This is a genomic window from Streptomyces viridochromogenes (assembly GCF_001270495.1).
Taxonomy (GTDB): Bacteria; Actinomycetota; Actinomycetes; order Streptomycetales; family Streptomycetaceae; genus Streptomyces; species Streptomyces viridochromogenes_A.
Genome location: NZ_LGUR01000202.1, coordinates 1 through 12,388, shown reverse-complemented (window position 1 = coordinate 12,388; position 12,388 = coordinate 1). Strand labels below are relative to the sequence as shown.

Here is a 12,388-nt window from a genome sequence, read left to right as displayed (position 1 = left end):
CCCGGGGTCGTCCGGTACCGCAGGCGGACCGGCTGGACGGGGACGCCCGCGTCGAGGGCTGCCTGGAAGGCGGCCCGGCGGAAGCGGCCCTGGGCGCGGCCGCACCAGGTGCTGCCCTCGGGGAAGAGGGCGACCGCCTCGCCGGCCCGCAGCGCCTCGGCGATCCGGGCGACGGTGCCGGGCAGGGCGCGGATCCTGTCGCGGTCGATGAAGAGGGCGCCGCTGCGGGCGGTCAGCCACCCCGCGACGGGCCAGTCCCGGATCTCCGACTTGGCGAGCATCCGGGCCGGGCGGACGGCGGCGAGCAGCGGGATGTCCAGCCAGGAGACGTGGTTGGCGACGAGGAGCAGCCCGCCGTCGGGCGCGGCGCCGCCGTCGATCCGTACCCGGACCCCCGCGGCCCGGACGACCCAGCCGCACCAGCGCCGGATCAGGGCCGCGGGTATCCGCGCGCTCACAGGGCCGGCCAGGAAACCGACGACCAGCAGGAGCAGGACCGCCGTGAGCCGCACGACGGCCAGGGATACGGTCCTGGCGGGTCCCGTCGCGTCCACGCACGCCTGCGGGGTGCAGGGCGCGTGGGGCCGCCAGAGGTTCGCCGCCTCGACGGGGTGGGCCCGCGCGACCGGTGTGCCGGGCGTCCCGGTCTGGGGAGCGGTCGCCGTGGGGACGTGCACGGCACCGAGGGGGTGGGTGCTCATGGCCGCCCGTCCGTCACGCCGGGACGAGGGAGAGGAAGTGCCGCAGATAGCGCGAGTTGACCCGGCGCATCGACAGCAGCACATACAGGTCGGCGACCCCGAACTCCGGGTCGTGCGCGGGCTCGCCGCAGACGAAGGCACCGAGGCGGAGGTAGCCGCGCAGCAGGGCCGGGAGTTCGGTGCGGGTGGCGGGGGCGGGGGCGGTCGGCTGCCAGGGGTTCAGGGGTCGTACGCGGTACTCCTCCGGGGCCAGGTGCTTGGCCTGCACCCGGTCCCAGGTCGCCGCCGCGAGCGTGCCGCCGTCGGCCAGCGGGATCGAGCAGCAGCCGGCCAGCCACTCGTGGCCGCGGTCGACCATGTAGCGGGCGATGCCCGCCCAGATGAGGCTGATGACAGCGCCGTCGCGGTGGTCGGGGTGGACGCAGGAGCGGCCGACCTCGACCAGGTTCGGGCGCAGGCCGTCGATCGGGGAGAGGTCGAACTCACCCTCGGAGTACAGCCGGCCGGCGACCGCGGCGCGCTCCGGCGGCAGCAGCCGGTAGGTGCCGACGACCTGTCCGGACACCTCCTCGCGGACCAGCAGATGGTCGCAGTACGCGTCGAAGGCGTCGATGTCGTGACCCGGCTGCGGGGTGGACAACAGGGCGCCCATCTCGCCGGCGAAGACATCGTGCCGCAGCCGCTGGGCGGCGCGCACGTCCTCCTCGTCGCGGGCGAGGCCGACGGTGTAGCGGGTGGGGGCCGTGGGCTGCGGGGGACGGTCGACGGTCAGTACGCCGGTCATGGCTTACTCCTGTCACGGGCCGGGGACGGCGAGCGGAGGCGGTGGCGAGCGGTGAGAGGTGCCGCCCCTGTTCTTCCGATGCCGGTTGGCGTACGTGTGACCAGTGCCAGGAGAGTGGATGTGCGGATGTTGAACTTGCCGCGCGCCCCAGACGCGAGACGGGGCCGGGGAGCACCACTCCCGACCCCGCCCGTCCGCACTTACCGGCGAACGTTCACTGCGACCCCCCAGGGGCGCGGGGAACTGCGCGACCAGCCACAACGCACCCGCAGCCGCCGAACAACCGTCCCCGCAACGGCGCTACCGCTTCACCTTCCGCGTAGCCCTCAGCCACTCTTTGTTCATCCCGGTGATGGACATCAACGGAATGCCCTTGGGGCAAGCCGTGGCACACTCCCCCGCGAGCGTGCACCCGCCGAACCCCTCCTCGTCCATCTGCGCCACCATGTCCAGCACCCGCGTCTCCCGCTCGGGCGCCCCCTGCGGCAGCACATTCAAGTGATTGATCTTGGCAGAAGTGAACAGCATCGCCGCCCCGTTGGGACAAGCCGCCACACACGCCCCGCAGCCGATGCACTCCGCGTGCTCGAAGGCGAAGTCGGCATCCGGCTTCGGTACCGGCGACGCGTGCGCCTCAGGAGCCGCCCCCGTCGGCGCCGTGATGTAGCCGCCCGCCTGGATGATTCGGTCGAACGCCGAACGATCGACGACCAGATCCTTGATCACCGGGAACGCGGACGCGCGCCAGGGCTCGATGTCGATCGTGTCGCCGTCCTTGAAGGACCGCATGTGCAGCTGACAGGTGGTGGTGCGCTCCGGTCCGTGCGCATCGCCGTTGATCACGAGCGAACAGGCACCGCAGATGCCCTCGCGGCAGTCGTGGTCGAACGCGACCGGGTCCTCACCGCGGAGGATGAGCTCCTCGTTGAGGGTGTCGAGCATCTCCAGGAAGGACATGTCGGAGGAGATGCCGTCCACCTCGTACGTGGACATGGCGCCTTCGGCGTCGGCGTTCTTCTGCCGCCAGACGCGCAGGGTGAGCTTCATGCGTAGCTCCGCTGGGTGGGGTGGACGTACTCGAAGACCAGGTCTTCCTTGTGCAGGACCGGAGCGGCACCGGTCTCGGTGAACTCCCAGGCCGCCGCGTAGGCGAACTCGTCGTCCTTGCGGGCCGCCTCACCGTCCGGTGTCTGCGACTCCTCGCGGAAGTGGCCGCCGCAGGACTCGCCGCGGTGCAGTGCGTCGAGGCACATGAGCTCGGCGAGTTCCAGGTAGTCGACGACGCGGTTGGCCTTCTCCAGTGACTGGTTGAACTCCTCACCGACACCGGGGACCTTGATGCGCCGCCAGAACTCCTCGCGGATCTGCGGAATGCGTTCCAGGGCCTTGCGCAGTCCGCTGTCGGTGCGGGCCATGCCGCAGAACTCCCACATCAGCTCGCCGACCTCACGGTGGAAGGAGTCGGGCGTGCGGTCGCCGTCGACGGACAGGAGCAGGCTGAGCCGATCCTCCGTCTCGGCCAACACCTCCTGTACGACGGGGTGTTCGGCGGTGACGGCCTCGTGGTGCGGATTGCGGGCGAGGTAGTCGTTGATGGTGGCCGGCAGTACGAAGTAGCCGTCGGCCAGGCCCTGCATCAGCGCGGAGGCGCCCAGCCGGTTCGCACCGTGGTCGGAGAAGTTGGCCTCGCCGATCGCGAACAGGCCCGGGATGGTGGTCTGGAGGTCGTAGTCGACCCACAGCCCGCCCATCGTGTAGTGCACGGCCGGGTAGATCCGCATCGGCACCTCGTACGGATCCTCGTCGGTGATCCGCTGGTACATGTCGAAGAGGTTGCCGTACTTGGCCTCGACGGCCTTGCGGCCCATGCGCTCGATGGCGTCGGCGAAGTCGAGGTAGACGCCCTGTCCTCCCGGCCCCACTCCCCTGCCCTCGTCGCAGACGTTCTTGGCGGCGCGGGAGGCGATGTCGCGCGGCACGAGGTTGCCGAAGGACGGGTAGATGCGCTCCAGGTAGTAGTCGCGCTCGTCCTCGGGGATCTTGCTCGCGGGACGGTCGTCGCCCTTGGCCTTGGGCACCCAGATCCGGCCGTCGTTGCGCAGCGACTCGCTCATCAGCGTCAGCTTGGACTGGTGGTCGCCGGTGCGCGGGATGCAGGTGGGGTGGATCTGGGTGAAGCAGGGGTTGGCGAAGTAGGCGCCGCGCCGGTGGGCCCGCCAGATCGCGGTGGCGTTGGAGTTCATGGCGTTCGTCGACAGGTAGAAGACGTTGCCGTAGCCGCCGCTGGCGAGTACGACGGCGTCGGCGAAGTACGTGTCGATCTTGCCGGTGACGAGGTCCCGGGCCACGATTCCGCGCGCCCGCCCGTCGACGACGATCAGGTCGAGCATCTCGGTGCGCGGGTGCATCTCGATGTTCCCGGCGGCGATCTGCCTGCTGAGCGCCTGGTAGGCGCCGAGCAGCAGCTGCTGGCCCGTCTGGCCGCGGGCGTAGAAGGTCCGGGAGACCTGTACGCCGCCGAAGGACCGGGTGTCGAGCAGCCCGCCGTACTCCCGCGCGAAGGGCACGCCCTGCGCGACACACTGGTCGATGATCTCGACGGAGATCTGCGCGAGCCGGTGGACGTTCGATTCCCGGGCCCGGAAGTCGCCGCCCTTGACGGTGTCGTAGAACAGCCGGTGGATGGAGTCGCCGTCGTTGCGGTAGTTCTTGGCCGCGTTGATGCCGCCCTGCGCGGCGATGGAGTGGGCGCGGCGCGGGGAGTCCTGGTAACAGAACTGGACGACGTGGTAGCCCTGTTCGGCGAGGGTGGCGCCCGCGGAGCCACCGGCCAGCCCGGTGCCCACGACGATCACCGTGTGCTTGCGCCGGTTGGCGGGGTTGACCAGCTTGGCCTCGAAGCGGCGTGTGTCCCAGCGCTCGTTGACGGGTCCGGAGGGCGCCTTGGCGTCGACGACCGGCTCACCCGTCTTGTAGTCCACGTAGGTTGTCATCTCTAGCTCACCACTCCGGTCATGACGCCCACGGGTACGGCGATGAAGCCGGCCGTGAGCAGCAGTGCGAGGACGTTGGCCGTGGCCTTCAGTGCGCGGTCGCGGGTGCGGCTGCCGGCGCCGAGGGTCTGGGCGGCGCTCCAGAAGCCGTGCCGGATGTGCAGGCCGAGCGCGAGCATCGCGACGATGTAGATGGTGTTGCCGTACCAGGTGGAGAAGGTGTCCACGACGTTCTGGTACGGCCGGCCCTCCTGGAAGCCGCCGGGGTGCACGGTGCCGGTCGTCAGGTCGAGGATGTGCCAGACGATGAACAGGCCGAGGATGATGCCGCCCCAGCGCATGGTGCGGGTGGCGTAGGAGGCGCGCGGCTTCTTGTGCACGTACTTGCTGGGGCGTGCCCTGATGTCGCGGCGGCTGAGCTGGTACGCCGAGGTGGCGTGCGCGACGACGGCGACGACCAGCACGACGCGGATCAGCCAGAGCGTCCACTCGTAGTGCATGAACGGCTCACCGACCGTGCGCAGCCAGTGGCCGTACTCGTTGAACTCGCCCGCGCCGAAGTAGATCTTCAGGTTGCCGATCATGTGGGCGACCAGGTACAGCAGCATGATCAGCCCACTGACCGCCATCACGGTCTTCTTGCCGACGGTGGAGTCCCACACCGTGCGTGCCATGGACGACCGTCGGTCCGTCCGCGTTGCCAGAGCCATGGAACAGGACGCTAAGGCCGTGGCAGCCCATCGGTCCAAGACATGGTCCGGCTCGTTTCGATAGGCACACTCTATGACCGCCGTATGCTGGCGGGATGCAGTTCCAGCAGCTCCAGTACTTCGTGGCGGTCGCCGAGACCCGGCACTTCACCCGGGCCGCCGACCTGGTGCATGTCGCGCAGCCCTCGCTGTCGCAGCAGATCAAGGCGCTGGAGCGGGAGTTGGGCGCGGACCTGTTTCTGCGGGCGCGCGGCAACATCACGCTGACGGACGCCGGGGAGGCCCTGCTGCCGCTGGCCCGGCGCATCCTGGCGGACGCGGACACCGCACGGCACGAGGTGCAGGAACTGGTGCAGCTGCGCCAGGGCCGGGTCCGGCTGGGCGCGACGCCCAGCGTGTGCACGGGCCTGCTCCCCGACGTGCTGCGCGCCTTCCACGACCGCTACCCCGGTATCCAGCTGCTGATCGAGGAGGGCGGCTCGCACGACCTGGTACGGGAGCTCGCCCGCGGCGCCCTCGACCTCGCCCTGGTCGTCCTGCCCCTGCCGACCCCCTCCCCCGCGCTGACCACCGTCGAGCTGCTCCGCGAGGACCTGGTGGTCGTCTCCTCACCGGAGGCGTCCCGACCGGGCGGCGGCCGGCGCACCGTGCGCATCGCCGATCTGGAGGGCGAGCGTCTGGTGATGTTCCGGCACGGCTACGACCTGCGTGAACTGACCGTGGCCGCCTGCCGCGCCGAGGGCTTCGAACCGGACTTCGCGGTCGAGGGCGGCGAGATGGACGCGGTGCTGGGGTTCGTGCGGGCCGGGCTGGGGGTGGCCGTCGTACCGCGCATGGTGGCGGCACGGGCGGGCCGGGGTCTGCGGGTCACCCCGCTGGCCCGACCCGGCCTGCACCGGACGATCGCGCTCGCCCACCGCAGCGACGTGGCTCCGCCTCGGGCCGCGCGGGAGCTTCAGCGGATGCTGCTGGAGCGGTGAGCGGGCTCTCGCAGCCGTCGGCGCGGGCCGGCCGGTCAGCCGAAGGTGATCACGCTGCGGCCGTGCGCTGATCCGTCGGCCATGGCGTCGAGGACCGCCGGAGCCTGGTCGAGGGCGATCGGTGTGACCTCGGGCAGGATTCCGTGGGCCGCCGAGAAGGCGAGGGTGTCACGCAGGTCGTGCGGGGAGCCGGACGGGGACGCGGCCACGTGCAGGCGGTTGAGGATCATGGGCTGGGTGGGCAGCGTGAGCGGTTCCGAGCCGTAGCCGAGGAGCAGGAGGGTGCCGTCGGGGGCGAGGCCGCCGACGGTGGCGGTGGCCGCGGCCGTTGACGGGGCGGCGTTCACCACCAGGTCGGCGCCGCCGTCCCAGGCCCGAAGCGCCTCGGCCGGGTCGGACTCGTCGGTGGCGACGAACAGTTCGGCGCCCAGCGCCCCGGCCTGGTCCGCGCCGCGCCTGGAGCGGCCCACGACCGCCACCCGGGCACCCATCGCGACGGCATAGCGCACCGCCAGGGCACCCACCCCTCCCAGGCCGACGACGGCGACCCGGGAACCGGCCCTGGCGCCGCCCTGCCGCAGGCCGTTGAAGGCGGTGAGGCCCGCGCACATCAGCGGAGCCGCGGCCACGGGGTCGAGGCCGTCCGGCAGCGGGGTGACGAAGTCGGCCTTGAGCAGGGCGTACTCGGCGTAGCCGCCGTCGGTGACGATGCCGGTGATGCGCTTGCGGGGGCACAGGATCTGGTCTGCGCGCACGCAGTAGTCGCAGTGCCCGCAGGAGTCGTACAGGAACTGGGCGCCCACCACGGTGCCGGCCTCGGGCCAGGCCACGCCCTCGCCGACCGCGGTCACCACCCCGGTGATCTCATGGCCGGGGACGACGGGGTACCGGGCGAAGGGGTAGTGACCACGCAGGAGGTTCAGGTCGGAGAAGCAGACGCCGCAGGCGGTGACCTTGACCAGGATTTCGCCGGCGGCCGGCTGGGGGATGTCGAGCTTGTCGAGGGCGAGCGGAAGGTTCGCGCCGGTGGCGACGGCAGCACGCATCGCGGGCTCCAGGGGTTGAGGAGGTACGCCGGGTCGTCCGGCGTCCTTCGGGTCTTCGGGTCTTCGGGCCCTCAGTGTTCCCCGCCCGATGCCCCTTCCCGCGCGATTGACGCCGAGCGGCAGGTCGGTTGGCCTGTCGGGCGCGGCCGGTCCCGCCTTGCTGCCTTCCCGCCGACCGCGGCAGCTCGCCGTTCGGGCCCCGGCCGGGGCGGGTCACCCCGCCCGGGGCCCGTACGGCCAACGCGTCAGCCTGTCGCGTCCACCAGCGCCAGTTCGTGCAGTCGGTCCGGCGGGCCCGGGCGGGCGTAGTACCAGCCCTGGGCCGTGTCGCAGCCCAGGATGCGGAGTTGCTCGGCCTGGGCGCCGGTCTCCACGCCCTCCACCGTCACCGCGAGGCTCAGGCTGTGGGCCAGGGAGACGATGCCCTCGACGATCTTGAGGTCGACGGGGTCGGCCGGGAACTGCTGCATGCTCTGGGTGAAGGAGCGGTCCAGCTTGAGGATGCTCACCGGCAGCCGGCGCAGGTTGGCGAGATTGGAGTAGCCGGTGCCGAAGTCGTCCAGGGCGATGTCGACGCCCATCTCCGCCAGGCGGCGCAGCGGCTTCAGCAGATCGTCGTCGGCGCCGATGAGGGCCGACTCGGTGACCTCCAGGCAGAGGGCATCGGGTGCCACGCCCGCGCGCTCCAGGATGTCCACCGTGTCCTGGACCAGCCCGGGGTGGGTGAGCTGGCAGGGCGAGAGGTTGACGTTGATGCGGAGGGGCCCGGCGTCGTCGAGGCGTTCCCGCCACTCGCGCGCCTGACGCACCGACTGCTCCAGTACCCAGCGGCCGAGCGGGACGATGAGCCCTGTGTGCTCGGCGAGCGGGATGAACCGGTCCGGGCCCAGGATGCCGTGCTGCGGATGCAGCCAGCGCACCAGGGCCTCCGCGCCGCGCACACTGCCGTCGCCAAGGTGGACCAGCGGCTGGTACTCGATGAAGAACTCGCCCCGCTCCAGGGCCATCGGCAGCGCCGTGGTCAGTCCGTGCCGGGTGATGGCGCGGGCGTCGGCCTCCGGGTCGGCGAGCTCGAAGCGGTTACCGCCCGCCGACTTGGCCCGGTACATGGTGATGTCGGCGCTGCGCAGCACCTCCGCCGGGCTGCGTTCCCCGGCCGGCCCCTCGACGATGCCGATGCTGCCGCGCACGGTCAGCTCCCGGCCGTCGACGCTGATCGGGGCGATGAGCGCGTTCATGATGCGGGCGGCGAGTTCGTCGACCTCGCGCTCGGTGTCGGGGCCGGTGGTCAGCGCCACGAACTCGTCGCCGCCGAGCCGCGCGACCATCTCGCCGGGTGCGGTGGTGCAGGACTGGAGCCGGTCGGCGACCTCCACGAGCAGCCGGTCGCCGGCCGCGTGGCCGAGGCTGTCGTTGACGGTCTTGAAGCCGTCCAGGTCGAGGTAGCACAGGCCGAAGCGCTGGCCTTCCCCGGCGCCCAGTGCCTTCTCCAGGCGCTCGAAGAAGAAGGTGCGGTTGGGCAGGCCGGTGAGCGCGTCGTGCGTGGCCTCGTAGCGCAGCCGCAGATTGAGCAGGCGGCGCTCGGTGGTGTCCTCCATGAGGGCCAGCTGGTACTGCGGGTCGCCGTCGGCGTCACGCAGCAGGGAGACCGTGAGGTTGGTCCACAGGACCGTTCCGTCAGGGCGGGAGAACGCCTTCTCGACGTGGTAGTGCTCGCGCTCGCCGCGGACCAGTTCGTCGTAGAGCTTCCAGGTCTGCGGCGCGTCCTCGGGGTGGGTCCACTGCATGACGTTGCGGCCGTGCATGGTCTGCTCGGAGACGCCGAACATCCTCAGCAGCGCGCCGTTGACCTGCAGGACGTTGCCCTCCAGGTCGGCGATGCCGATTCCTATGGCCGCGCCCTCGAAGACCGCGCGGAAGCGGGCCTCGGTGGCGTGCAGGGCCTGGGCGACCACGCCCTGGGCCTTGAGGGCGGCCGCGGAGATCGCCTCCTGCTCGGCCAGCGTCCGCTCACGCAGCGCCTGGGCGAACCCGGCGGCCATGGCGTGCTGCAGCCGCGCCGAGCGGGCCCGCAGGTCCTCCTGGTCGCCGTCGCTGCCGCAGTAGAGCACGAGGTAGGCGTCGACGCAGTCCAGGGAGCGGCTGAGCGCCTCGGGGTCGGTGCAGTGCACGCCGACGAGGGCGGCGCCGACCGCCTTGCCCTCGTCTCCGTCGAAGGTCCTGGACCTGAGCGCCTCGCTCAACCGCCGGGCCAGCGGGAGCAGTTGATCCTCGAACTCCGGCCGGGTCGACGACGTCGAGGTCACCGGGAAGACCGCCCGGCTCCAGATCGTCGCGAACCGGCGCAGTCTGTCCTCCGGCCCGTCCGGCCCCGCGCTCACGCCGTACGCCCCACGCCGGCGAACCCGGAGAAGGCCCACGGATCGTCGTCGTCCGGTGCGGTGTCCGGTCGCCAGAGCGGCATCGGCACCAGTCCGGGTTCCACCATGTCGTACCCCTCGAAGAACCGCGCGATGGTGTCGCGCGAGCGCATGATCAGCGGGTTGCGAATGTCCTTGTATACGTCGACCGTGCCCTTGGCCCGCTCCTCGGGCAGCGGGATTCCCTCGTACGAGGCATGCGTGAGCACCAGCAGGCTGCCGGGCGCGAGTGCGTCGCGCAGTTGTGCCACCACCTCGTACGGGTCGTCCTCGTCCTCCACGAAGTGCAGTATGGCAACGAGCAGCAACGCCACTGGCCGGTTCAGGTCGATGAGGCGATCGACCTCGGAACTGGCCAGGATCTCCCGGGGCTTGCGCAGGTCCCCGGCGACGACGTCCGCGCGGTCGTTGCCCTCCAGGACCGCCTGGCTGTGCGCGACGGCGACCGGGTCGTGGTCGACGTACACCACGCGTGCGTCGGGGCTGGCCGACTGGGCCACCTCGTGGACGTTGCCGAAGGTCGGGATGCCGGAGCCGATGTCCAGGAACTGGGTGATGCCCTCGTCGACCGCGTAGCGCACCGCGCGGCGCATGAACGCCCGGTTCGCCTGCATGATCTTGGGGAGTCCCGGCATGAACTCCATGGCCTTGCGGCCGGCTTCCCGGTCGACCTCGAAGTTGTGCGAACCGCCCAGGTAGTAGTCGTAGATCCGCGAGACGCTGGGCACCGAGATGTCGATGCTCCGAGGGGCCCAGGCGGGACGCTCCATCTGTCTCTCCATGGCGTAGGCGATCCGGTGTTCGAGCTGAGGCTACTGATCGCCCGCCAAAGGAGCGAGCGGAAACGGAAATTGACCATCCGTTCCCGGTCACTGCCTGTGGCACGTGCCGAATGGACGCCCCACGCACTCTCCACGAAAGCATCCGAAGCATTCCACAGAGTTCCGAACCATGGTGAAAGCGGCCGATGAACCGGGGTGCGTCACGGCAAACCGGTCCGCCCCCCGCGCGTGGAGCCGCGGGGGGCGGACCGGTGGGTCGGCGCGTCGGCCGTTCGTCCGGCACTCTCGCTGTCGTCGTCCCTCCCTCCGCGGTCCGTGCGTGTACGACTGGGTGAGGCGATCAACCCTGGGGAGGTGTGATCTTCTACTGTTCCGACGCGCCGACCGGCTTGCCGTCGGGGCGGATGGCGAACCAAGTGCCGCCGACGCCCTGACCGTTGGTGTCGCCGGGCTTCTTGTCACCGGCGAAGGTGTAGATCGGCACACAGTCGATGGTCTGCTGCTTCAGTCCGTCGGGCCGGTCGAAGACCACGTAACCCTGACCCCTGGGACCGGAGCCCTTCAGGTCGATGCCCTTGGTGTCCTTCGCGTCGACCGGCTCGATGACCGGCCACTTCTCCAGGCACTCGCCCGTGCACGCCGTCTTCATCGGCCAGGGCGAGTCCTTCATGAAGCGGTAGACCGTGTGGCCGTTCTTGTCGATGACGATCTCGCCCAGCTTGGCGTCCTTGCGCGTGGACAGACCGGGCAGATCGGCCGCCTCGGCCTCGCCTCCGCCCCCACCCTGCGCCTTCTTGCCGTCGGGGGCGAGCGCGTACCAAGTGCCGCCCACGCCCTGGCCCTTGACGTCACCGGCGTTGACGTCCTTGGCGAAGCGGTAGGCCGGCCAGCCGTCGACCGTCAGCTGCTTGGTGCCGTCGGACCGGGTGACCGACCCGAGCAGCGCCTTGTCGATCCCGGCACCGGCCGTGGCATCGTCCGCGGGGACCGGCGGCCACTTCGCGGCACAGTCGCCGTCACAGTTCGACTTGGGCGGATCGACGGTGTCCTTGTCGAAGCGGTAGAGCGTCACACCGGCACTGTCGGTCAGCACCTTGCCGAGTTCCTCGTTGGTGGAAACGGACAGCTCACCGGCGGAACCCGCCTGCGTGGTGGCGCTCTCCTGGCCCGCCGCACCGGCGTCGTAACCGGATCCGTTCCCCAGGCCGGTACCGGCGCTTCCGTAACCACCGGCCGCGGCCGTGGCACCGACGTTCTGGCTGCTCGCCGGCGGGGCCGATTCCTCCCCACATGCCGTCGTCAGCGCCAGCACTGCTACGGCGCTCACCACGAGCGAGGCGCTCCGCCACGAGGTCTTCATCGTCAACTCCCCAATATCACAATGGTGTTGCAGCGCCCTGCTGCGCCGCCGCACGACAGGAGGTACGCACGAGAGCCACGCTCGTGTTCAACCGGCGCACAAATTTCTTTCGGGAAGCCGTGACACCAGCCGCGTCACACCTGTGAATCCCCGCGTCGCACGCGTGTGCGCGCCCGGCGGTTACGCGTCCGCCCGCGGATCAAACCTTTCGTGGGTCATCCGTCGCCCGTTCGGGGCAAACAACTCACTCTCCGGCGTGTGGCAACGCGAACTGGGCTCAAGATCTTCGTCGTGCATGGACACGAACCGACCCAATCCACCCTCACCACACGGGTGTTGACGGTGCTGACCTTGACCTGGCTCCTCGTGTCGGCACCGGCCGGCATGGCGGAGGCCACCGTCTGCGCGTACGCCGACACCGGTCCGGACGGCGCGAGGGCGGTCGCGGTCGCCGGGACCTTCACCTGGCCGACACCCTCGCAGTGCCCGACACCGACCCCGACCCCGACACCAACGCCGTCCCCCACACCGTCGCCGACGCCGAAGCCGTCGCCCACGCCGGATCCGACGCCCCCACCGCCGAAACCCACGCCCACCCCGAGACCCGAGCCG

The 12,388-nt window shown here is 70.8% G+C and carries 9 protein-coding genes and 1 pseudogene; 1 reads left to right on the top strand and 9 read right to left on the bottom strand.

Translation table 11 applies throughout. The annotated features are described in order from the left end of the window. Nucleotides 1-80: 80 nt before the first annotated feature. From ADK36_RS51240 to ADK36_RS23490, 5 genes and pseudogenes are all read right to left on the bottom strand, one after another. A pseudogene (locus tag ADK36_RS51240) lies at nucleotides 81-701 on the bottom strand (lysophospholipid acyltransferase family protein); the annotation flags it as partial. Between the two features lie 13 nt (nucleotides 702-714). After that, on the bottom strand, nucleotides 715-1,485 hold the full coding sequence (locus tag ADK36_RS23505; protein WP_048584216.1) for a GNAT family N-acetyltransferase: 771 nt from the start codon (nucleotides 1,483-1,485) through the stop codon (nucleotides 715-717). Nucleotides 1,486-1,785: 300 nt separating this feature from the next. Then, nucleotides 1,786-2,532, bottom strand: coding sequence for a succinate dehydrogenase/fumarate reductase iron-sulfur subunit (locus tag ADK36_RS23500; protein WP_048584215.1), 747 nt, complete (start codon nucleotides 2,530-2,532; stop codon nucleotides 1,786-1,788). Continuing rightward, nucleotides 2,529-4,478 carry a fumarate reductase/succinate dehydrogenase flavoprotein subunit gene (locus ADK36_RS23495; protein ID WP_048584214.1) on the bottom strand — a complete coding sequence of 650 codons (1,950 nt, stop codon included), beginning with the start codon at nucleotides 4,476-4,478 and terminating at the stop codon, nucleotides 2,529-2,531. The genes ADK36_RS23500 and ADK36_RS23495 overlap by 4 nt, the downstream gene beginning before the upstream one ends. 2 nt (nucleotides 4,479-4,480) lie before the next feature. After that, nucleotides 4,481-5,152: a succinate dehydrogenase gene (locus ADK36_RS23490; RefSeq protein WP_048584213.1), complete on the bottom strand. Its 672-nt coding sequence runs from the start codon at nucleotides 5,150-5,152 to the stop codon at nucleotides 4,481-4,483. Nucleotides 5,153-5,283: 131 nt separating this feature from the next. On the opposite strand from ADK36_RS23490, the gene ADK36_RS23485 reads away from it, so the two are divergent. Continuing rightward, nucleotides 5,284-6,168: a LysR family transcriptional regulator gene (locus ADK36_RS23485; protein WP_048584212.1), complete on the top strand. Its 885-nt coding sequence runs from the start codon at nucleotides 5,284-5,286 to the stop codon at nucleotides 6,166-6,168. 35 nt (nucleotides 6,169-6,203) lie between these two features. Here the strand turns inward: ADK36_RS23485 and ADK36_RS23480 are convergent, their stop codons facing one another. The 4 genes from ADK36_RS23480 to ADK36_RS23465 form a co-directional block, all read right to left on the bottom strand. Further along, nucleotides 6,204-7,214: an alcohol dehydrogenase catalytic domain-containing protein gene (locus tag ADK36_RS23480; RefSeq protein ID WP_048584211.1), complete on the bottom strand. Its 1,011-nt coding sequence runs from the start codon at nucleotides 7,212-7,214 to the stop codon at nucleotides 6,204-6,206. A gap of 245 nt (nucleotides 7,215-7,459) precedes the next feature. Next, on the bottom strand, nucleotides 7,460-9,595 hold the full coding sequence (locus ADK36_RS23475; RefSeq protein ID WP_048584267.1) for a putative bifunctional diguanylate cyclase/phosphodiesterase: 2,136 nt from the start codon (nucleotides 9,593-9,595) through the stop codon (nucleotides 7,460-7,462). Next, nucleotides 9,592-10,404: an SAM-dependent methyltransferase gene (locus tag ADK36_RS23470; RefSeq protein WP_048584210.1), complete on the bottom strand. Its 813-nt coding sequence runs from the start codon at nucleotides 10,402-10,404 to the stop codon at nucleotides 9,592-9,594. Before ADK36_RS23470 ends, ADK36_RS23475 begins: the two co-directional genes overlap by 4 nt. A 376-nt stretch (nucleotides 10,405-10,780) precedes the next feature. Next, a complete protein-coding gene (locus ADK36_RS23465) occupies nucleotides 10,781-11,776 on the bottom strand; it encodes an SCO0930 family lipoprotein (RefSeq protein ID WP_048584209.1) in 996 nt (331 codons plus the stop codon). Between the last annotated feature and the right edge of the window lie 612 nt (nucleotides 11,777-12,388).